Source organism: Bradyrhizobium sp. GW821-FHT13H06 (genome assembly GCF_058803975.1).
On sequence record NZ_JBXAPN010000014.1, the window covers coordinates 25,975 to 47,185 of the forward strand.

The 21,211-nt window shown below is 66.4% G+C and carries 16 protein-coding genes; all 16 read left to right on the plus strand.

Annotated features, from left to right (window positions below):
* Nucleotides 1-2: 2 nt before the first annotated feature.
* The 16 genes from ftsL (at nt 3) to lpxC (ending at nt 21,075) form a co-directional block, all read left to right on the plus strand.
* Nucleotides 3-395, plus strand: coding sequence for a cell division protein FtsL (ftsL, locus tag AC1RQP_RS36150; protein ID WP_239626446.1), 393 nt, complete (start codon nt 3-5; stop codon nt 393-395).
* Nucleotides 392-2,146 (plus strand): peptidoglycan D,D-transpeptidase FtsI family protein, encoded by a 1,755-nt coding sequence (locus AC1RQP_RS36155; RefSeq protein WP_492942110.1) that lies wholly within the window; start codon nt 392-394, stop codon nt 2,144-2,146. The genes ftsL and AC1RQP_RS36155 overlap by 4 nt, the downstream gene beginning before the upstream one ends.
* Before the next feature lie 79 nt (nt 2,147-2,225).
* Nucleotides 2,226-3,698, plus strand: coding sequence for a UDP-N-acetylmuramoyl-L-alanyl-D-glutamate--2,6-diaminopimelate ligase (locus AC1RQP_RS36160; RefSeq protein WP_492942112.1), 1,473 nt, complete (start codon nt 2,226-2,228; stop codon nt 3,696-3,698).
* Nucleotides 3,695-5,077, plus strand: coding sequence for a UDP-N-acetylmuramoyl-tripeptide--D-alanyl-D-alanine ligase (locus AC1RQP_RS36165; RefSeq protein ID WP_492942114.1), 1,383 nt, complete (start codon nt 3,695-3,697; stop codon nt 5,075-5,077). Before AC1RQP_RS36160 ends, AC1RQP_RS36165 begins: the two co-directional genes overlap by 4 nt.
* 180 nt (nt 5,078-5,257) lie before the next feature.
* Nucleotides 5,258-6,361 (plus strand): phospho-N-acetylmuramoyl-pentapeptide-transferase, encoded by a 1,104-nt coding sequence (gene mraY, locus AC1RQP_RS36170; protein WP_061877567.1) that lies wholly within the window; start codon nt 5,258-5,260, stop codon nt 6,359-6,361.
* 7 nt (nt 6,362-6,368) lie between these two features.
* Nucleotides 6,369-7,769, plus strand: coding sequence for a UDP-N-acetylmuramoyl-L-alanine--D-glutamate ligase (gene murD, locus AC1RQP_RS36175; protein WP_492942116.1), 1,401 nt, complete (start codon nt 6,369-6,371; stop codon nt 7,767-7,769).
* Between the two features lie 234 nt (nt 7,770-8,003).
* The gene (ftsW, locus tag AC1RQP_RS36180) at nt 8,004-9,155 is read left to right on the plus strand and encodes a putative lipid II flippase FtsW (protein ID WP_492942118.1); all 1,152 of its coding nucleotides are present in this window, start codon (nt 8,004-8,006) and stop codon (nt 9,153-9,155) included.
* Between the two features lie 177 nt (nt 9,156-9,332).
* Nucleotides 9,333-10,433 (plus strand): undecaprenyldiphospho-muramoylpentapeptide beta-N-acetylglucosaminyltransferase, encoded by a 1,101-nt coding sequence (gene murG, locus AC1RQP_RS36185; RefSeq protein ID WP_492942120.1) that lies wholly within the window; start codon nt 9,333-9,335, stop codon nt 10,431-10,433.
* Nucleotides 10,434-10,523: 90 nt separating this feature from the next.
* Entirely contained in the window at nt 10,524-11,354 is an 831-nt protein-coding gene (locus tag AC1RQP_RS36190; RefSeq protein WP_492942122.1) for a class I SAM-dependent methyltransferase, read from the plus strand.
* 218 nt (nt 11,355-11,572) lie between these two features.
* Nucleotides 11,573-12,976, plus strand: a complete 1,404-nt coding sequence (gene murC / locus AC1RQP_RS36195) for a UDP-N-acetylmuramate--L-alanine ligase (protein WP_492942124.1) — start codon at nt 11,573-11,575, stop codon at nt 12,974-12,976.
* Nucleotides 12,977-13,163: 187 nt separating this feature from the next.
* Nucleotides 13,164-14,084, plus strand: a complete 921-nt coding sequence (gene murB, locus AC1RQP_RS36200; protein ID WP_492942126.1) for a UDP-N-acetylmuramate dehydrogenase — start codon at nt 13,164-13,166, stop codon at nt 14,082-14,084.
* A gap of 99 nt (nt 14,085-14,183) precedes the next feature.
* Entirely contained in the window at nt 14,184-15,170 is a 987-nt protein-coding gene (locus AC1RQP_RS36205) for a D-alanine--D-alanine ligase family protein (protein ID WP_239626427.1), read from the plus strand.
* A gap of 350 nt (nt 15,171-15,520) precedes the next feature.
* The gene (locus AC1RQP_RS36210) at nt 15,521-16,555 is read left to right on the plus strand and encodes a cell division protein FtsQ/DivIB (protein WP_239626425.1); all 1,035 of its coding nucleotides are present in this window, start codon (nt 15,521-15,523) and stop codon (nt 16,553-16,555) included.
* On the plus strand, nt 16,552-17,874 hold the full coding sequence (gene ftsA, locus AC1RQP_RS36215; RefSeq protein ID WP_239626423.1) for a cell division protein FtsA: 1,323 nt from the start codon (nt 16,552-16,554) through the stop codon (nt 17,872-17,874). The genes AC1RQP_RS36210 and ftsA overlap by 4 nt, the downstream gene beginning before the upstream one ends.
* Before the next feature lie 87 nt (nt 17,875-17,961).
* Nucleotides 17,962-19,752, plus strand: a complete 1,791-nt coding sequence (gene ftsZ / locus AC1RQP_RS36220) for a cell division protein FtsZ (protein ID WP_239626421.1) — start codon at nt 17,962-17,964, stop codon at nt 19,750-19,752.
* Between the two features lie 360 nt (nt 19,753-20,112).
* Entirely contained in the window at nt 20,113-21,075 is a 963-nt protein-coding gene (gene lpxC, locus AC1RQP_RS36225) for a UDP-3-O-acyl-N-acetylglucosamine deacetylase (protein WP_492942129.1), read from the plus strand.
* The last annotated feature ends 136 nt before the right edge of the window (nt 21,076-21,211 follow it).

Sequence of the window (21,211 nt, forward strand, 5' to 3'; positions counted from 1 at the left end):
GCATGCGCATCATCCACCTCCTCGTCATCGGCGCGCTGATCTTCGCGGCGGCCCATGTCTACCGGATCAAGATGGACTCCACGGCGCGCACCGAGAAAGTGCTGCGGCTGCGTGCAGAGATCCGCGAGGAGCGCGACGCGATCGCGGCGCTGCGGGCCGAGTGGGCCAAGCTCGATGCCCCGCTGCGGCTGCAAGGCCTGTCCGACCGGCATCTGCACCTCAAGCCGGTCAATGGCACGCAATATGACTCGCTGAAGAATCTGCCGGAGCGCCCGCCACGGATGTTCAGGCCGGGCGATCCCGATCCGATCGGGGCCATGCTAAACGTCATCGAAGCCGCGAGCGATCCCGATACCGTGACGGGCTCCGTACCTCAGCCCGAGGACAAGCAATGAGCGCGGCAACGCCTGCAAAACCGACCGAGAAGCCGGCTGAACCGTGGCGGCAGCGGCTGATCCGCAGCCTGCTCTACGGGCGCAATGTCGATCGCGCCGTGAAGGCGCGAGCGCGCGTGGGCCTTGCGATACTCGCCTTCGCTTCGGTCTATGTTTTGATCGGCGGGCGGCTCGTGATGTTCGCGATCGGCGCGGACGCCCACGGGGCGCGCCGCGCCGCGGCGCAGGAAGTGGTTGCGACCGCGCGGCCCGACATCGTCGACCGCAACGGCGCGATCCTCGCGACCGACGTCAAGGCCGCGAGCCTGTTCAGCGAGCCGCGCCGCATCATCGACAAGGATGAGGCGATCGAGCTCCTGACGGCGACCATTCCCGACCTCGACGAGGCCGAGGTGCGCGAGCGCCTGAAATCGCGCAAGGGCTTCGCCTGGCTCAAGCGCGAGGTCACGCCGGCGCAGCAGCAGGCCATCCACAAGCTCGGCCTTCCCGGCATCGGCTTCCTGCGCGAGAACAAGCGCGTCTACCCGACGGGCAACGAGGTCGCCCACATCATCGGTCTCGTCAACATCGACAACCAGGGCATCGCCGGCCTGGAGAAGTGGCTCGACAACCAGGGGCTCGCCGATCTCCACCGCGCCGGCTTTGCAACCGACCGGCTGCAGAAGCCGATCGAGCTCTCGGTCGATCTGCGCGTCGAGCACGCGCTGCGCGACGAACTCCTCAAGGCCAAGGACAAGTTCCGCGCCAAGGCCGCTTCCGGCATCATCTCCAACGTCAAGACCGGCGAGATCGTGGCGATGGTCTCGCTGCCGGATTTCGATCCCAACAATCCGAAGGAAGCGCACGACCCTGATCGCATCAATCGCCTGACCACCGGCGTTTACGAGATGGGCTCGACCTTCAAGGCGTTCACGTTGGCGATGGGGCTCGATTCCGGCAAGATCAATCTGAACTCGATGTGGGACGCACGTGGCAACCTGCACTACGGCAAGTTCACCATCCACGACAGCCATCCGCTCGGGCGCTTCATCAACACCAAGGAAGTGTTCACCTACTCCTCCAACATCGGCGCGGCGCGGATTGCGCTCAACCAGGGCGTGGAGGCGCACAAGGCGTTCCTCGCCAAGCTGGGCCAGACGACGCGGCTGCGCACCGAATTGCCGGAGAGCGCGGCGCCGCTGATCCCGCGGCGCTGGAGCGAGCTGAACACGGTCACCGCCGCGTTCGGCCAGGGACTGTCGGTGGCACCGCTGCAGGCCGTGATGGGCATCAATGCACTGGTGAACGGCGGCTATCTCATTCCGCCGACGTTCTTGAAGCGTAGCGAAGCCGAGGCCGCGGCAATGGCCAAGCGCGTCATCAAGCAGGATACCAGCGACAAGATGCGGTATCTGATGCGGCTCAATGCCGAGATCGGTACCGCCAAGACCGCCGACGTCAAGGGCTATTACGTCGGCGGCAAGACCGGCACGTCCGAGAAGGTCATCAACGGGCGCTACGCCAAGAAGCGCGTGCTCAACTCCTTCACCGCCATCCTGCCCTGCGACGATCCCAAATATCACGTCCTGATCATGCTGGACGAGCCGCAGGCGCTGCCCGAGACGCATGGTTTCATCACCTCGGGCTGGAACGCGGTGCCGACCGGCGGCAAGGTGATCGAGCGGATCGCGCCGCTCCTGGGCGTCGAGCCGCGGTTCGACCTGCCGCCGTCCGACCGCCTTATTCTTGCAGCATCCAGGACAACCCAGTAATCAACCGGGTGGGCCATCGCCGGTGCTGAGTCGGGATTTTCCCGGGGATTCGGCTTTCCGGCATGTCGACTGGAAGACCATGAAGCTGCGCGACCTCCTAGGCCAGGATGTTCTGGGCAATGATGCCGCGATCGAGCCCGCTGTTGCGGCGCTCGACGTGAGCGGCGTCGCGCTCGACAGCCGCATGGTCAGGCCGGGCGATCTCTTCTTCGCAATCGCGGGCAGCAAGACCGACGGCGCGCGCTTCATCGATGCTGCAATTGCCGCGGGCGCGATCGCAGTCGTTGGCGACCATGCGCCTGCGGCGACCAAGGTGCCGTTTGTCACTGTGGCCAATCCGCGCCGCACACTGGCGCTGGTCGCGGCAAGGTTCTTTCCCGCGCAGCCCGCCACGATCGCCGCCGTGACCGGAACCAGCGGCAAAACCTCTGTTGCGGCCTTCACACGTCAGATCTGGGAGCGGCTGGGGCATGCCTCCGCCAGCATCGGCACCATCGGTCTGGTCTCGCCCAAACGCACCGTCTATGGCTCGCTGACGACGCCCGATCCGATCGCGCTGCACCGGCAGATCGACGCGATCGCGCGCGAGGGCGTCACGCATCTCGCCTTCGAGGCCTCCTCGCACGGGCTCGACCAGTATCGCCTCGACGGCGTGCGCGTCTCCGCCGGCGGCTTCACCAACCTCTCGCGCGACCACATGGATTACCATCCAAGCGTTGCGCATTATCTCGCCACGAAGCTCCGCCTGTTCCGCGAACTGGTGCCGCCGGGTGGCGCCGCGGTGATCTCGGCCGATCATGATTGCTCGGCTGAAGCGATCGACGCCGCCAAGGCGCGTGGGCTGCGCGTCATGGCGGTCGGCCGCAACGGCGACGGGGCAGGCGAGGGCATCCGCCTGACGGAGGCGGTGGTCGAAGGTTTCGCGCAAAAGCTCACGCTCGAACATCGCGGCAAGCGCTTTGCCACCCGGCTGCCGCTGGTCGGCGAATTCCAGATCGAGAACGCGCTGGTGTCGGCGGGCCTTGCGATCGGTACCGGCAGCGATGCGGCAGATGTGTTCGCAACTCTCGAACATCTCGAAGGCGCCAAGGGCCGGCTCGAGCGCGTCGGCGAGCGCAACGGCGCGCCGATCTTCGTCGACTACGCGCACAAGCCCGATGCGCTGGCGAAGGCGCTGCAGGCGCTGCGGCCTTATGCGAAGCGCAGGCTGGTCGTCGTGTTCGGCGCCGGCGGCGACCGCGATGCCGGCAAGCGTCCGATCATGGGCGAGATCGCGGCCGAGAACGCCGACGGCGTCATCATCACCGACGACAATCCGCGCAGCGAGAAGCCGGAAGCCATCCGCGCCGCGATCCTCGCCACCGCGAAGGGCGCCCGCGAGATCGGCGACCGCGCCGCCGCGATCCGCGCCGCGATCGAGGAACTGGAAGACGGCGATGCACTGCTCATCGCCGGCAAGGGCCATGAGACCGGGCAGATCGTCGGCGGAGAAGTTCTGCCCTTCAGTGATCACGAGGCGGTTGCCGCCGCACTAGCGTCGAGGGTTGCATGAGCGCGCCAATATGGACGGTTGCCGAGGTCGCGCGTGCGCTGGGTGTCACCGGATCGTTCCCGGACACGGGAATCGACTTCATCACGCAGGACAGCCGGCTGGTGAAGCCGGGCAGCCTGTTCGTCGCGCTCAGCGGCACCCCGAGCGGCGGCTTCGTCTCGGCCTTCTCCAGCGCGCGCGACGGCTGGGAGTTCGCGGACAAGGCGGAAGCTTCGGGCGCGGTGGCGATGATCGTGCCGCACGAGATCGCCGGCATCCGCATTCCGCAGATCGTCGTCAAGGACACGCTGATCGACGGCCTCTGGGCCCTCGCACGCGCCGCGCGCGCGCGTTTCCACGGGCCGGTGATCGGGCTCACCGGAAGCGCCGGCAAGACCAGCACCAAGGAATTTCTGGCCGCCTATCCGAACGCCTATGCGAGCCCGTCGAGCTTCAACAATTTCTGGGGCGTGCCGCTGACGCTGTGCAATGCCAGGCGAGACGCCAGCCTCTGGGTCGTCGAGATGGGCATGAACCAGCAAGGCGAGATCGCGCGGCTCAGCGAATTGACGCGCCCGACGGTCGCGCTCGTCGTCAACGTGCAGCCTGTGCATCTGGAAAAGCTCGGCTCGCTGGAAGCCATCCGGCGCGAGAAGGTGTCGATCGCGCTCGGCCTGCCCGAGAATGGTGTGCTGGTGCTGCCCGCCGGGATCAAGGCGCCCGAGTGGAAGGGCAAGGTCTTGCGCTTCGGCGGCGAGCATGCCGAGGTGCACGAGGTCGCACACGCGCCTCACGGCGAGAGCTGGCAGGTCGTGGCCGCGATCGGCAAGAAGGAGATCGCCTTCAGCCTCACCCCTGGCGCGCCGCACCGGGTCCATAATGCGCTGGCCGCGCTCGCCACCGTTCATGCTGCGCATCTCGACGTCGCGACGCTGGCGATCAAGCTCGACCGCGTCGGCATCATGACCGGCCGCGGCGTCGAGCAGGCGGTCGGCGATATCACCGTGATCGACGACAGCTTCAACGGCAATCCGGCCAGCGTGGCGGCTGCGCTGCAGAGCCTCCAGGCGCGCCACGTGAGCGACGGCCGCCGCATCGCGGTTCTCGGCGACATGCTCGAACTGGGCGAGGACGCACCCAACTATCACACCGGCCTCGCCAAATATCTCGAAGGCATCGACGGCGTCTACTGCGTCGGTCCTCTGATGCGCCACCTCTACGACGTGCTGCCATCAGGCAAGGGCCTCGGCTGGCACGATGATCCGGCCACTCTGAAGCCGGGCGAGGTTGCGAGCCTGCTGAAGGCAGGGGATGTCGTGGTTGTCAAGGGCAGCAAAAAGATGTTCTGGGTCAACAAGTTTGTGCCGGGCCTGATGACCGCCTTGCAGGCGAAGGCGTAAACTGCTTGGAAGGCGCTGTTCCCGAATCCCACCCTTTGTGGCGCGAAGCCGTCCGTTTTCCCAGAGGTCGCGCGACCCATGACGAAGACCAGCGAATGCCCGTGAGGCACGTCGAGGCCAGGATAACGGCCACGAACAAGGCCAAGGCTGCGTGTGCAAAGGCGCCATAGGACCGTCTGAATGTTTTACTGGCTGATCGAGCTCTCCAACACATTTCCGGGCTTCGGTGCCATTCGCACCTTCCTGAACGTCTTCCGTTACATCACTTTCCGCACCGGCGGGGCGGTCGTGACCGGCGCGCTGTTCGTGTTCCTGTTCGGGCCCTGGATCATCGACCATCTGCGCATCCGCCAGGGCAAGGGCCAGCCGATCCGCTCCGACGGCCCGCAATCGCATCTCGCCAAGAAGGGCACGCCCACCATGGGCGGGCTGATGATCCTGTCCGGCCTCACCGTCGGCACGGTGCTGTGGGCCAATCCGCTCAACCCCTATGTCTGGATCGTGCTCGCGGTGACGCTCGGCTTCGGCTTCGTCGGCTTCTATGACGATTACCTCAAGGTGACCAAGCAGACCACGACCGGGTTCGGCAGCAAGCTTCGCCTGCTGATCGAGGCGGTCATCGCGCTGGTTGCCTGCTACGCGCTGGTGCGGCTGAACCGCGATCCCGCCTCGACCGCGCTGACGATCCCGTTCCTCAAGGACACCGTGCTGCATTTCGGCTGGTTCTTCGTCATCTTCGGAGCCTTCGTCATCGTCGGCTCCGGCAACGCGGTGAATCTCACCGATGGTCTCGATGGCCTTGCCATCGTGCCGGTGATGATCGCGACCGCCAGCTTTGCGATGATCGCTTACCTCGCCGGCAACGCCGTGTTCGCCGAATATCTCCAGATCAAATATGTCGCCGGCACCGGCGAGCTCGCGGTGCTCTGCGGCGCATTGCTGGGCGCCGGTCTCGGCTTCCTCTGGTTCAATGCGCCGCCGGCCTCGATCTTCATGGGCGACACCGGCTCGCTCGCGCTCGGCGGCATGCTGGGCGCGATCGCGGTCGCGGTGAAGCACGAGATCGTGCTCGCCGTGATCGGCGGCCTGTTCGTGCTGGAGGCGGTCTCCGTCATCGTGCAGGTGGTGTCGTTCAAGCTGACCGGAAAACGCATCTTCCGGATGGCGCCGATCCACCACCATTTCGAGCAGCTCGGCTGGACCGAGCCGCAGATCGTGATCCGCTTCTGGATCATCTCGGTGATGCTGGCGCTCGCCGGGCTGTCGACGCTGAAGCTGCGGTGATCGATCGATGATCCCGGTCACATCCTTCGCCGGCAAGACGGTCGCGGTATTCGGCCTCGGCGGCTCGGGGCTTGCCTCCTGCCACGCGCTGAAGGCCGGCGGCGCCGAGGTGATCGCCGCCGACGACAATGCCGAGAACATCGCCAAGGCCGCGCAGGCGGGCTTCATCACCGCCGATCTGCGCAACGTCTCGTGGGCGAATTTCGCCGCACTGGTGCTCGCGCCCGGCGTGCCGCTCACCCATCCCGTGCCGCACTGGAGCGTGCTGAAGGCGCGCGAGGCTGGTGTCGAGGTGATCGGCGATATCGAGCTGTTCTGCCGCGAGCGGCGAAGGCATGCGCCGGATGCGCCGTTCGTCGCCATCACCGGCACCAACGGCAAGTCGACCACGACGGCGCTGATCGCGCATCTGACGAAAGTCGCCGGCTACGACACCCAGATGGGCGGCAATATCGGCACCGCGATCCTGTCGCTGGAGCCGCCGCGCATGGGCCGCGTCCACGTCATCGAGATGTCGTCCTACCAGATCGACCTCACGCCCTCGCTCGATCCATCCGTCGGCATCCTGCTCAATGTCAGCGAGGACCATATCGACCGGCATGGTTCGATCGAGCACTACGCAGCCGTGAAGGAGCGCCTCGTCGCCGGCGTGCAGGCGGGCGGCACCGCGATCGTCGGTGTCGACGACGGCTATTGCCGCGATGTCGCCGACCGGCTCGACCGCGCCGGCAAGGATGTGGTGCGCATCTCCGTCAAGAATCCGCTGGCGAGCGGCATCTATGTCGAGCACGGCAATATCGTGCGCGCCTCGGGCGGGGCCCGCAGCGAGGTCGCCGCGCTGGGCGGCATCGGCTCGCTGCGCGGCCTCCACAACGCGCAGAACGCGGCCTGCGCCGCTGCCGCTGCGCTTGCGATGGGCATCAGCTTAGAGGTGCTGCAGAACGGTCTGCGCAGCTTTCCGGGCCTAGCCCATCGCATGGAGCAGGTCGGCCGCCGCGGCCACGTGTTGTTCGTCAACGATTCCAAGGGCACCAATGCGGACGCCACCGCGCATGCGCTGTCGTCGTTTGCCGACATCTTCTGGATCGCCGGCGGCAAGCCCAAGGCCGGCGGGATTACGAGCTTAACCTCCTTCTTCCCGCGCATCCGAAAAGCCTATCTGATCGGCGAGGCCGCGCAGGAATTTTCGGGCACGCTCGGCACGCAAGTCGCCCACGAGATCAGCCAGACCCTCGACGTCGCCGTCGAGCACGCCGCGCGCGATGCGGAAGCCTCCGGCCTCACCGATGCCGTCGTGCTGCTGTCGCCCGCCTGCGCCTCCTTCGACCAGTACCGCAATTTCGAGATCCGAGGCACCAAGTTCCGCGAGCTGGTGCAGGCGCTGCCGGGCGTGAAGCCGGTGGTGTAGGGCACACGGGATTTCCGCTGTCGTCGCCCGGCTTGACCGGGCGACCCAGTATTCCAGAGTCGGTTGTGATTGAACCGAGATGCCGCGGCGTACTGGATGCCCCGGCCGAGCCGGGCATGACACTGTGTCTCGCGGCGGCAGCGGAGATCATCTCCAAACATCCACGATTTCTTAACCCTCCGGTAACCAACCTCGGCGACCAATGGACGGACCTCTGTCCGAAAGCGGCCGCCCATGCTCTCCCGTGAAGAACGCACCCCCTTTTCCGAGTGGTGGTGGACCGTCGACAAGCCGCTGATGGGCGCCATCCTGGCGTTGATGCTGACCGGCGTGATCCTGTCGCTGGCGGCGAGCCCGCCGGTTGCGACGCGCATCGGGCTCGATCCCTTCCATTTCTTCAGCCGCCATGTGCTGTTCCTGGTGCCGTCCTGCATCGTGCTGCTCGGAGTGTCCTTCCTGTCGCCGCGCGCCATCCGCCGCAGCGCGCTCATCATCTTCGCGATCAGTATCGTCCTGATCGTGATGACGCTCGCCATCGGCCCCGAGGTGAAGGGCTCGCGGCGCTGGATCACGCTGCTCGGCGTCAACATCCAGGCCTCCGAGATCGCCAAGCCGTCGTTCGTCGTGATCGCGGCATGGCTGTTCGCGGAATCGACCAGGCGGCCGGAGATGCCGGCGACCTCGATGGCGCTGGTGCTGCTCTTGATGCTGGTGACGCTGCTGGTGATGGAGCCCGACTTCGGCCAGACCATGCTGGTCCTGATGGTGTGGGGCTCGCTGTTCTTCATCGCGGGCATGCGGATGATCTGGGTGTTCGGTCTCGCAGGTCTCGGCGCCGCCGGCCTGTTCAGCGCCTATCTGTTCGTCCCGCACGTCGCCGGCCGCATCAGGCGTTTCATGAATCCGGCCTCCGGCGACACCTTCCAGGTCGATACCGCCATGGAAGCCTTCTACAACGGCGGCTGGTTCGGCCTCGGGCCGGGTGAGGGCATTGCCAAGCGCAGCCTGCCGGACAGCCACACCGATTTCGTGTTCGCGGTCGCGGCCGAAGAGTTCGGCATCATCCTGTGCCTCGCCATGCTGGCCCTGTTCGCCTTCGTCGTCATCCGCACGCTGTCGCGGGCCTATGCCAACGAGGACATGTTCTCGCGCTTCGCGGCGTCGGGGCTTGCGATCCTGTTCGGCGTGCAGGCCGCGATCAACATGTCGGTGAACCTGCAGCTCATTCCCGCCAAGGGCATGACGCTGCCGTTCATCTCCTATGGCGGCTCGTCGATCGTGTCGCTGGCCTATGGTGTCGGCATGATGCTGGCGCTGACGCGGCTGCGCCCGCGCACCGAGGTCGAAGCCAGCGGTCACGCCGAGGCGATGCGCAGCTACGCATAACCGCTCTCGTGTCCCGGACAAGCGAAGCGCAGAGCCGGGACCCAGAATGCCGCAGCGTGGGCCCCGGTTCAGCAGCGCACCACGTCGCCGAGAGCGACGCGCTGCGCTGCGCCCGGGGCACGAGCACCGTCGTTGCGGCTCGCAATGACCGCTGAGAGCCTGTAAAACTTCCTCACCATGGACAATTCCCCCCTGATTCTTCTCGCCGCGGGCGGCACCGGCGGCCATCTGTTTCCGGCCGAGGCGCTTGGCGTCGAATTGATCCGGCGCGGTTTTCGCGTCCGCCTCGTCACCGACGAGCGCGCGCTGCGCTATAGCGGGCTGTTCAGCAAGGACATGATCGACGTCGTGGCAAGCGAGACGGCGCGCGGCCGCAATCCGCTCCAGCTCGCCTATGCCGGCCTGACGCTCGCCGCGGGCACGCTTTCCGCGTATCGCCTCATCAAGCGATTGAAGCCCGTCGCCGTCGTCGGCTTCGGCGGTTATCCGACGCTGCCGCCGCTGGTCGCCGCGAAATTCGCCGGCGTGCCTGGTATCATCCACGATGCCAACGCCGTGCTCGGCCGCGCCAACCGGTTCCTGTCGAGCCACGTCCGCGCCATCGCGACGTCCTTGCCCGGCGTGCTCGATCGCGATCCGGCGCTGGCAGGCAAGACGACGACCGTCGGCACGCCGATGCGGCCGGCGATCCTCGCAGCCGCTGCGGTAAAATATGTCGCGCCCGAGGTGAACGGCCCGCTGCGCCTGCTCGTCGTCGGCGGCAGCCAGGGCGCGCGCATCATGGCCGATATCGTGCCGGGCGCGATCGAGCGGCTCGAGCCCGCGTTATGGAGCCGCCTCGTCCTCACCCAGCAGGTGCGCGAAGAGGACATGAGCCGCGTGCGCGCGGTCTATGACAAGCTCAAGATCAAGGCGGAGCTCGCGCCGTTCTTCACGGATCTGCCGGCGCGGCTCGCCTCCAACCATCTCGTGGTGTCGCGCTCCGGCGCCGGTACCGTCGCCGAGCTCGCGGCGATCGGCCGGCCCTCCATCCTGGTGCCGCTGCCCGGCTCGATCGACCAGGACCAGTTCGCTAATGCCGGCGTGCTGGTCAAGGTCGACGGCGCGATCCGGATCCCGCAGACCGAGTTCACCTCCGATCGTCTCGCCGCCGAGATCTCCGGCCTGGCCGCCGAGCCCGCGCGCCTCGCCGCCATGGCCGCGGCCGCGAAGGGGGCAGGGCGGCTCGATGCGGCCGAGAGGCTCGCGGACCTCGTGGTGAAGACCGCCGGAATTTAGCCTCCGCGCCGTTCAAGCCTGCACATGGGTCGCTCGGCCCGATGGTCGCACGCGCGGCACGTTCAATCGTGCCCGGCGGAGGATTTGTTGGTGGCAGGCCTGCTGATTCACTCCCTCGCGGAGTTTTCCGATCTGGTCCTCGAGGCACTCAGGCTCGCGGATGCGCGCGAGATCGTCGAGATCGGCTCGGAATATGGCGGCATGTCGCCATTCCTTGCCGCGCATTGTCGTGAGCGCGGCGGACACCTCACCGCCGTCGATCCCGCGCCGAAGCACGAATTCATGGAGTGGCTGAAGATCAGCCCGGACGTTCGCCATCTCGCAAAAACGAGCCTGGAGGCGTTCGCCGATGTTGACGAGGCCGATGCCTGGGTCGTCGATGGCGATCACAACTGGTACACGGTCTACAACGAGCTCGGCCACATCGATGCGATCAGCCGTCGCGCCGGCAAGCCGCTTCTGGTCTTTGTGCACGACATCGGCTGGCCGTGTGGTCGGCGCGATTTCTACTATGCGCCCGAGCGAATTCCACCCGAGTATCGCCATGCCTACAGCTTTGACGCCGGTGCGGTTCCCGGTCAGGCAGCCCTGGTCGATGGGCGTGGCTTTCGCGGCATGGGCCAGTTCGCGTTTGCCGAGGTCTCCGGCGGTGCGCGCAACGGCGTGATGACGGCGATCGACGACTTTCTGGCCGACGCGCTCAGGGGCGGCCGCGAGCTCGGCTTTGCCGAGATCCCGGCCGTATTCGGGCTCGGGGTGATCTTCGATCTGGACGCGCCCTGGAGCGCGCCGCTCGCCGACCTCCTGTTGCCGTATCATCAGAACAAGCTCATTGGCGCGCTCGAGGCCAATCGCCTGCGCAACTATCTTCGCGTGCTCGATCTCCAGGATGAGGCGGCCGCGCGAACCGGCTCCCTCTGACCGCAGCGGCGACATGGTCCCCGTGATCCGAGTGCGGGCCTCGCGGTCCGCGAAACCGGCCAAAATGGGGCATCCAAGCGGGAAATTACCTCGTTTGGAGGCCGCACCGGGCTTGTCCCGATCCGTCCGGTCTTGCATGAAGTGGAGGAGATTCGCCGCTGGCCGGCCACGACGGGGGTAATGCCGCGGCCGCAGCCGGACTAGACAGAGATACAGCCATGAGACTGCCGCGCGAGATCGGACCCATCCACTTCGTCGGGATCGGCGGGATCGGCATGAGCGGCATCGCCGAGGTGCTGGTCAATCTCGGCTATGCCGTGCAGGGCTCGGACGCCTCCGACAACTACAATCTCGACCGTCTGCGCAAGAAGGGCGCGAAGGTTTCGGTCGGCCACAAGGCCGAGAATGTCGATGGGGCCGAGGTCGTGGTCGTGTCCTCCGCGATCAAGCGCGACAATCCGGAATTGATGGCGGCGCGCGAGAGGCGCATTCCCGTGGTGCGCCGCGCCGAGATGCTGGCCGAGCTGATGCGCTTGAAGAGCTGCGTCGCCATCGCCGGCACCCACGGCAAGACCACCACGACCACGATGGTCGCAACGCTGCTCGACGCCGGCGGGCTCGATCCCACCGTGATCAACGGCGGCATCATCAATGCCTACGGCTCCAACGCGCGGCTGGGGGCCGGCGACTGGATGGTGGTGGAGGCCGACGAGAGCGACGGCACCTTCCTGAAGCTGCCGACCGATGTCGCGATCGTCACCAATGTCGACCCCGAGCATCTCGACCACTTCAAGACCTTCGACGCCGTGCAGGATGCCTTCCGTCACTTCGTCGAGAATTTGCCGTTCTACGGCTTTGCCGTGATGTGCATCGATCATCCGGTGGTGCAGAGCCTCGTCGGCAAGATCGAGGATCGCCGCATCATCACCTACGGGGAAAATCCGCAGGCCGATGCGCGCCTGGTCGATCTCACCGCGGGCGGCGGCGGCTCGAAGTTCAAGGTCGTGATCCGCAACCGCAAGGCAGGCACCACGCACGAGATCGCCGACCTCGCGCTACCGATGCCGGGCCGGCACAACGCCTCGAACGCGACGGCGGCGATTGCGGTCGCTCACGCGCTCGGTGTGTCCGACGACAAGATCCGCAGCGCCATCGCAGGTTTCGGTGGCGTCAAGCGCCGCTTCACCAAGACCGGCCAATGGAACGGCGTCACCATCATCGACGATTACGGCCATCACCCCGTGGAGATCGCGGCGGTGCTGAAAGCGGCGCGCGATTCCTACACCGGTAAGGTCATCGCCGTGGTGCAGCCGCACCGCTACACCCGCCTGCAATCCCTGTTCGAGGAATTCTGCACCTGCTTCAACGATGCCGATGCGGTGATCGTGGCCGATGTCTATTCCGCAGGCGAAGCGCCGATCGAGGGCATCGACCGCGATCACTTCGTCGCCGGCCTGCGCGCCCACGGCCATCGCGAGGTGATCCCGCTACCGGCGGCATCGGAGCTGGCGGGCATCGTCAAGGGGCTCGCGAAGCCCGGCGATCTCGTCGTGTGCCTCGGGGCCGGCAACATCACGCAATGGGCGTATGCCTTGCCGGGCGAATTGAAGGCGCTGGGGTGAGCATGCGCTTGTGCAGCTCCTATGCCGCCACGCGGCACACTGCGCTCCCTCCCCCCTTGTGGGGGAGGGTGGGGGAGAGGGGTAGCCACAAACTCCGTTCTTGCTTGGGGCTACCCCCCTCCCTGACCCTCCCCCACAAGGGGGGAGGGAACGGAAGCAGCTTGCCTACCTCACTCTCGGAGGCGGCATGAGCTTTCCGGACATCACGCCCGCTCTCAAAGCCGCGATGCCAGACTTGCGCGGCCGGCTGCTGGCGAACCAGTCGCTGGCCGAGCTCACCTGGTTTCGCGTCGGCGGCCCGGCGCAAGCGCTGTTCACGCCCGCGGACGAGGATGATCTCGCCTATTTCCTCGCGCATCTCGCCAGCGACATTCCGGTCTACGTCGTCGGCGTCGGCTCCAACCTGATCGTGCGCGACGGCGGCATTGCGGGCGTCGTGATCCGCCTTGCGCCGCGCGCCTTCGGCGAGGCGAGCGCGAGCGGAGACATCGTCACCGCCGGCGCTGCCGCGCTCGACAAGCGTGTGGCGGAGGTGGCGGCGTCCGCAAATATCGGCGGGCTCGAATTCTACTTCGGCATTCCCGGCACGATCGGCGGCGCGCTGCGCATGAATGCGGGCGCCAATGGCGGCGAGACCAAGGATGTGCTGATCGAGGCGAGGGGTGTGGGGCGCGACGGCACGAAGCACGTCTTCTCCAACGCCGACATGAAGTTCGTCTACCGCAACAGCGGCGTCGATGCCTCCATCATCTTCACCTCCGCCCGCTTTCGCGGCGCGATTAGGGATTCGGAAGCAATTCGCGCGCGCATGGCGGAGGTGCAAAGCCATCGCGAGACTGCGCAGCCGATCCGGGAAAAGACCGGGGGCTCGACCTTCAAGAACCCGCCGGGACACTCCGCTTGGAAGCTGATCGACGCCGCCGGGTGCCGCGGCTTGCGCGTTGGCGGCGCGCAGGTCTCCGAGATGCACTGCAATTTCCTGATCAACACGGGCGATGCCACCGCGCACGATATCGAGACGCTGGGCGAGACCGTGCGCGAACGGGTGAAGGCAAATTCCGGAATCGAGCTACACTGGGAAATCAAGCGGATCGGGGTGTCCGCGTGAGTGTCGTTCCGGGTCGGTGCGAAGCACCGAACCCGGAACCTCGAGATTCCGGGTTCGCGCTTTGCGCGCCCCGGAATGACAAAGAAACAGAGGCAGCGAATGCGCATCACCATTCTTTTCGGCGGCTCCAATCGGGAGCGTCTGGTTTCGGTCGCCTCGGCCCAGGCCCTGCATCAGGCATTGCCCGAGGCCGATCTCTGGTGGTGGGACGTCGAGGACAAGGTGCATGTCGTCCAGTCCCGGCAACTGCTCGAACATGCCCGCCCATTCGAGGACGAGTTCAAGCCGGGCACATCGGGCATTCCGCTGGAGCAGGCGCTCGACCAGGCCAAGGCCGAAGGGCGGGTGCTGGTGCTCGGCCTGCATGGCGGACGGGCCGAGAACGGCGAATTGCAGGTGATGTGCGAGGTGCGCGGCGTGCCCTTCACCGGCTCGGGCTCTGCCTCCTCGCACCTCGCCTTCGACAAGCTCGCGGCCAAGCGATTCGCCGCGCTCGGCGGCGTGACGCCGCCGTCGAACGTTGCGCTTGATAAGATCGACGAGGCCTTCGCCGAATACGGACGGCTGATCGCGAAGCCGGCGCGCGACGGCTCGAGCTATGGGCTGATCTTCGTCAACGCCAAGCAGGACCTCGTCGCCGTCCGCAATGCGGCCAAGCACGAAGAGTATGTGATCGAGCCCTATATCGCCGGCGTCGAGGCGACCTGCGGCGTGCTGGAGCGCACCGATGGCTCGATCATCTCGCTGCCGCCGATCGAGATCATTCCGGGCGAGGGCAATTTCGACTACGCCGCGAAATATCTCCTGAAGTCGACCCAGGAGATCTGTCCTGGCCGCTTCGCACCCGAGATCACCGCCGCGCTCGAGGAGCAGGCGATGCTGGCGCATCGCGCGATGTCCTGCACCGGCTATTCCCGCTCGGACTTCATCGTCTCGGACAAGGGCCTCGTCTATCTCGAAACCAACACGCTCCCCGGGCTGACCAAATCCTCGCTCTACCCCAAGGCGCTGAAAGCCGCAGGGATCGAGTTCGTCGACTTCCTGCGCGGCCTGGTCGAGCTCGCCGGGCAGCGCGTGCGGAAATAGTCGGGACTGGTTAACGGCCGGATCGGCGAAATCGCCCGGTTTGGCGGCCAAAACCGGTAAAATGCCGGACATCGCGCCACAAATGCCGGATATCGCGGGGCAAAATGCGCATGTCGTTAACGAATTTTACCTTTTGTTTACCAGGACGTCCGAAGGTTAACGCTGGCGGCGCATATGGCGCTTTGGCTGCCGGCGCGTGAGCTGTCGCGGGTGATGTCACCTCCAGCGAACGCTTTGAAGGGGAGAGGTTTTCTTCTGCTGAAGACCAGCACCCGGCCCGGCAGGTCCGAGACGTCATGTTCGCCAGGATCCGCGCGCTGTCGCGGGGAAACTGTTGACGAGCTCGTGCAATGGATGGAGCAGGAAGCCTCACCCGATCGCTTTTCAGATCGCTGAGGCCCCAAGCTGACCTGAAGGCGGCCGCGATTGGAGCGGTCGTGCTTTTGCGCGAGTGGGTGCAGGACAAGCGCCAGGAAAGACTCCAGGCCGCGCGCGCCGCCGCCAAGGACAAGATCAAGAGCAGGGCCAAGGCCGTCGTCGAGCGTGAGCCGACACCGCGCGTCGTTGCGCTGGTCGAGCGCTATCTGCCGCACCGGGTCGGACTCGGCATGACCGTGCTGCTGCTGATCGGGAGCTGCGGCTTCGGCATCGTCAAGGGCGGCCATCTCCAGGACTTCGTCACCGCGGTCAGCAACGCCCGCAACGCGCTGGCCAATTCCGCCGGCTTCCGCATCACCTCGGTCGTGATCAACGGCCGCAAGCAGCTCACCCAGGACGAGATCCTCGCCATCGGCGGCGTCAGCGGCCGCTCCTCGCTGCTGTTCCTCGACGCCGAAGCGGTGCGCGACAAGCTCAAGGCCAATCCCTGGATCGCGGATGCGACCGTGCTGAAGCTCTATCCGGGCCAGCTCATGATCGAGCTCACCGAGCGCAAGGCGTTCGCGCTGTGGCAGGAGGCCGGCCGGCTCTCCGTCATCGCCGATGACGGCGCCGTGCTCGAACCCTACGTCTCGCGCCGCTTCCTGTCGCTGCCGCTCGTGGTCGGCAAGGGGGCCGACACGCAGGCGCGCGATTTCCTGGCGCTGCTGGCGCGCTATCCGCAGGTCAATTCGGTGACGAAAGCCGCGATCTTCGTTGGCGAGCGGCGCTGGAACCTGAGGCTCAAGGACGGCCTCGACATCCGCCTGCCCGAGCAGGACGTCGGCAACGCGCTTGCGATGCTGTCGAAGCTCGACAAGGACGACAGGCTGTTCTCCCGCGATATCGTCGCCGTCGACATGCGCCTGCCCGATCGGCTGGTGGTGCAGCTGTCGGAGGACGCCGCCAAGGCGCGTGAGGATCAGTTCAAGGACAAGAAGAAAAAGAAGGCCGGGGATTCCGCATGACCGGTCTCGATCGCACCCAGACGCCGAAGACGCGCCCGATGCCGCACAAGCGCGGCGGCATCGTCGCCTGCCTCGACATCGGCACCAGCAAGTTCGCCTGCATGATCGCGCGGCTGAAGCCGTCGCCGCCGAGCGATGCGCTGCGCGGCCGCACCCACGCCGTGGAACTGATCGGCTACAGCCAGATCCAGGCGCGCGGCATGAAGGCCGGCGCGGTGATCGATCTCGGCGAATGCGAGCAGGCGGTGCGCCAAGCCGTCGGGCTCGCGGAGAAGATGGCCAAGGTGCGGGTCGAGTCGGTGCTGCTGTCGGTCTCCGGCGGCCGCCTCTCCGGCCAGCTGGTCGAAGCCGCCGCGGACATCCGTGGCGGCGCCGTGACGCCGGCCGATGTCAGCCGTGTTACCTCCACCGGCATGCGCCACGCCACCGGCGAGGGCCGCACCGTGCTGCACGCGCTGCCGGTCGGCTACACGCTCGACGGCGTCAAGGGCATCCGCGATCCCCGCGGCATGGTCGCGCACCAGTTCGGCGTCGACATGAACGTCGTCACCTGCGACGCCACCGTGGCGCGGAACCTGATGCTGGCGGTGGAACGCTGCCACATCAATGTCGAAGCCATGGCGGCGAGCCCCTATGTGGCCGGCCTGTCGGTGCTGACCGACGACGAGGCCGATCTCGGCGCCGCCGTCGTCGAGATGGGCGCGGGCACCACCACGATCGCGGTCTATGCCGGCGGCCGTTTCGTGCATGCGGCGGGTTTTGCGGTCGGCGGGCAACACATCACGATGGATCTCGCGCGCGGACTCTCCGCGACCATTGCCGATGCCGAGCGAATCAAGACGTTATACGGGACCGTCATCACCGGCGGATCGGACTCGCGTGAGCTGATGTCTGTGCCGACAGCCGGTGACGAGCAGGATCTGCCGCAGATCGTCTCCCGCGCCACCATCGCGAACATCGTCAAGCACCGTGCCGAGGAAGTCTTCGAAATGGTTCGGGACAAGCTGAAGGATTCGCCCTTCGCCTCAGAGCCAAACGGCCGCGTCGTGCTGTCGGGCGGCGCCTCGCAGCTCACAGGCCTCGTCGAGCTCGGCACCCAGATTCTCGGCCGGCCCGTGCGGGTCGGTCGTCCGCTCGGTTTCGGCCGGCTGCCCAACGAGGCGAAGAACGCCGCGTTCGCGGTGCCGGCCGGACTCCTCGTCTACCCGCAATATGTTCACCTCGAACATGTCGAACCGCGGCATACGCGGCAGCAGGTCAGGACAGGGACCGGCGGATATTTCGGAAAGGTCGGACGATGGCTACGCGAGGGCTTCTGATGACAGCTTTCCGCAATCTTCGATTTTCACCAACTCCCGCGGCCGCCGGCCGGGGCGAACCCACGCGCGCGTGATCGAGAGGCAACCATGACCATCAGCATCAATGTTCCTGATATTCACGAACTGAAGCCCCGGATCACCGTGTTCGGCGTCGGCGGCGCCGGTGGCAACGCCGTCAACAACATGATCACGGCGGGCCTCCAGGGCGTCGATTTCGTGGTCGCCAACACCGACGCGCAGGCGCTGACGATGTCGAAGGCGCAGCGCATCGTGCAGATGGGCACGGCGGTCACGCAAGGCCTCGGCGCCGGCTCGCAGCCGAACGTCGGCGCCGCGGCGGCGGAAGAGGTGATCGACGAGCTGCGCGACCATCTCTCGGGCGCCAACATGGTGTTCGTCACCGCCGGCATGGGCGGCGGCACCGGCACCGGAGCCGCTCCCGTGATCGCCAAGACCGCGCGCGACATGGGCATCCTCACCGTGGGCGTCGTGACCAAGCCGTTCCACTTCGAAGGCGGCCGCCGCATGCGCACGGCCGAGGCCGGCATCGCCGAGCTGCACAAGGTCGTGGACACGCTCCTGATCATCCCGAACCAGAACCTGTTCCGGGTCGCCAACGAGAAGACCACCTTCGCCGACGCCTTCGCGATGGCCGACCAGGTGCTCTATTCGGGCGTCGCCTGCATCACCGACCTGATGGTCAAGGAAGGCCTGATCAATCTCGATTTCGCCGACGTCCGCGCCGTCATGCGCGAGATGGGCAAGGCGATGATGGGCACCGGTGAAGCCTCCGGCGACAAGCGTGCGCTGACCGCCGCGGAAGCCGCGATCGCCAACCCGCTGATCGACGATAGCTCGATGAAGGGCGCCAAGGGCCTCCTCATCTCCATCACCGGCGGCAAGGACCTCACTCTGTTCGAGGTCGACGAGGCCGCGACCCGCATCCGCGAGGAAGTGGACCAGGACGCCAACATCATCGTCGGTGCGACCTTCGACGAAGCCCTCGACGGCCTGATCCGCGTCTCGGTGGTCGCCACCGGCATCGAGCAGGCCGCGATCGCCCGCAACAGCCAGGCGACCTCCGCGCCCGTCGCAAACCCGGCACCGCAGGCGCAGCAGGCTGCCGCACCTGCCGCCGTTGCCGAGAGCCGTCTCGCCGACCTGACCGCGCGGCTCCGTGCCGACAACCAGCGCCTGGCCGAACGCGCCCAGAAGCTGGAAACGCAGAGCCCGGCCGCGCCGGCTCCGGGTGCTGCCGCGCCCCGTCCCAACGTCGAGCGTGCTGCGCTCGCCGCCATCGCCGCTGCCGTTGCCGAAGCCCCGCAGGCGCCGGCGCCGACGCAGACCTATGGCGACGTCACCGTGCGCCCGATCGCGCAGAAACCGACCCTGTTTCCGGAGCCTGACATGGCCCCGGTCGCGATGCAGGAGCCGATGACGCCCGAAAACTTCATTCCGCCGCAGGCGGAACGTCCGCCGGTCCGCGCGCCGCGGATGCCGCGCATCGAGGAACTGCCGATGCCGGCCCAGGCCGAGATTCGTCAGGCCCGCGGTGAAGTCGAGGAAGAGACCCCGCAGAAGACCCGCCTGTCGCTGCTGCAGCGCCTCGCCAATGTCGGCCTCGGCCGTCGCGACGAGGAGAGCGAGCCGCCGGTCGCCGCCCGCACCGCCGGTCCCGCCATGCCGCCGCTGCCCGAGCGTCGCCCGCAGAAGACCGTGGCGCAGCAGATCGCATCCAGCGAGCCGGTATCGGAGTATGCCCGTCGTCCCGCGCCGCAGGGCCTGGACATGCACGGCCGCCCCGCGCCTGTTGCGCCGGCGCCACAGGGCGACGATCATCTTGATATCCCGGCCTTCCTGCGGCGGCAGGCGACCTGAGGATTGTTACAATAAGGCAGACGGAAAAAGGTCCCGGCAGCAAGCTTGCCGGGACCTTTCCTTTTCTCCCGCCCGGCCCCCGATTTTTCTGCCAAGCAACTGATTTTAAATCATTAATTACACATTCGGTGGTTCAGTAAAACTGCCGATAACCGCCTCAAGCCTGGGCTCAATTTGGTTAAGCCTTGGCGCGAATACGGCGGGTTTGGGGTAACAATCGGTAAAAAAGCGTGAGTTGGCGCTGTTTGAGGCAGTGACTATGGTTTGCCGTGACTTGGGGATACGGATTCGCGGGGCGTCGGCACTGGCCGGCGAAGCGGGTTTGTATAAGTCGCGATGGTCGTAGTGGGGCGGTTCCTGATGAAACTCAACCGGCAAACAACGCTTCGTGCGCAAGCCTCTGTGGCAGGCGTAGGCGTTCATTCCGGTCTTCCCGTCACTCTCACCCTTGGGCCTGCGCCTGTCGACGCAGGTTTTATTTTTGTCCGTACGGGCCTCGAGGGAAGTGACCGTGAAGTTCAGGCGACCGCCGAGCAGGTGGTGGCAACCGACCTCGCTACCGTTCTCGGCGACCGCAGCGGGCCGCTGGTATCCACCGCCGAGCACGTGCTTGCCGCACTGCGGGGCATGGGCGTCGACAACGCCACCATCGAGATCGATGGTCCCGAAGTGCCGATCATGGACGGCAGCGCCGCCGCCTTCATTGCGGCGATCGAGCAGGCCGGCATCGTCAGCCAGCCGGCGCAGCGCCGCCTCATTCAGGTTTTGAAGCCGATCTCGGTCAAGGTCGGCGACTCCTTCGGCGAGATCAGGCCGCACGCCAGCGGGTTCCGCGTCGAGGTCGAGATCGACTTCACCAATCCCGTCATCGGCCAGCAGAGCTACGTCTTCGACCTCAACCCTGAAGGTTTCCGCCGCGAAATCGGCCGGGCCCGGACGTTCGGTCTGATGTGCGACGTCGCGCGGCTCTGGAGCGCGGGCTATGCCCTCGGCGCTTCCTTCGACAATACCGTCGTGTTCGACGATGAGCGGCTGCTCAATCCCGAGGGCCTGCGCTACGCCGACGAATGCGCCCGCCACAAGGTGCTCGACGTGATCGGCGACCTCTCGTTGGCCGGCCTGCCGCTGCTTGGCGCCTACCGCTCGGTGCGTGGTGGCCACAAGCTCAACCACGCTGTCCTGACCGCGCTGCTCGCCGACCGTACCGCCTGGCGCGTGGTCGAGGGCGAGGCTGCCCGCCGCACCACCCGTCCCGTGGGCGAAGTCGGTCGCGGCATCGTCGGTGGCCGGGTTGCCGCGGCGTTCGGACCGGACGTGTCCTGAAAGAGACCCGTCGCCTCGGCGTTTGGTTGGCGGCTTCCTCCCCCCGGGAAACTCCTGGTAACCAAGATCGGCTAGGATTGCGGCACGTTCGCCTTAATCCGGGCGAAATGCCTGCCTATCCGGTGGTTTACGATCG

What these genes read in the sequence shown, in the direction of transcription:
- AC1RQP_RS36210 (WP_239626425.1), top strand. Translation starts at nt 15,521, where the DNA reads ATGGATGGAGCAGGAAGCCTCACCCGATCGCTTTTCAGATCGCTGAGG.
- ftsZ (WP_239626421.1), top strand. Translation starts at nt 17,962, where the DNA reads ATGACCATCAGCATCAATGTTCCTGATATTCACGAACTGAAGCCCCGG.
- murG (WP_492942120.1), top strand. Translation starts at nt 9,333, where the DNA reads ATGGACAATTCCCCCCTGATTCTTCTCGCCGCGGGCGGCACCGGCGGC.
- murC (WP_492942124.1), top strand. Translation starts at nt 11,573, where the DNA reads ATGAGACTGCCGCGCGAGATCGGACCCATCCACTTCGTCGGGATCGGC.
- lpxC (WP_492942129.1), top strand. Translation starts at nt 20,113, where the DNA reads ATGAAACTCAACCGGCAAACAACGCTTCGTGCGCAAGCCTCTGTGGCA.
- murB (WP_492942126.1), top strand. Translation starts at nt 13,164, where the DNA reads ATGAGCTTTCCGGACATCACGCCCGCTCTCAAAGCCGCGATGCCAGAC.
- AC1RQP_RS36165 (WP_492942114.1), top strand. Translation starts at nt 3,695, where the DNA reads ATGAGCGCGCCAATATGGACGGTTGCCGAGGTCGCGCGTGCGCTGGGT.
- AC1RQP_RS36155 (WP_492942110.1), top strand. Translation starts at nt 392, where the DNA reads ATGAGCGCGGCAACGCCTGCAAAACCGACCGAGAAGCCGGCTGAACCG.
- ftsA (WP_239626423.1), top strand. Translation starts at nt 16,552, where the DNA reads ATGACCGGTCTCGATCGCACCCAGACGCCGAAGACGCGCCCGATGCCG.
- murD (WP_492942116.1), top strand. Translation starts at nt 6,369, where the DNA reads ATGATCCCGGTCACATCCTTCGCCGGCAAGACGGTCGCGGTATTCGGC.
- ftsL (WP_239626446.1), top strand. Translation starts at nt 3, where the DNA reads ATGCGCATCATCCACCTCCTCGTCATCGGCGCGCTGATCTTCGCGGCG.
- ftsW (WP_492942118.1), top strand. Translation starts at nt 8,004, where the DNA reads ATGCTCTCCCGTGAAGAACGCACCCCCTTTTCCGAGTGGTGGTGGACC.
- AC1RQP_RS36205 (WP_239626427.1), top strand. Translation starts at nt 14,184, where the DNA reads ATGCGCATCACCATTCTTTTCGGCGGCTCCAATCGGGAGCGTCTGGTT.
- AC1RQP_RS36160 (WP_492942112.1), top strand. Translation starts at nt 2,226, where the DNA reads ATGAAGCTGCGCGACCTCCTAGGCCAGGATGTTCTGGGCAATGATGCC.
- mraY (WP_061877567.1), top strand. Translation starts at nt 5,258, where the DNA reads ATGTTTTACTGGCTGATCGAGCTCTCCAACACATTTCCGGGCTTCGGT.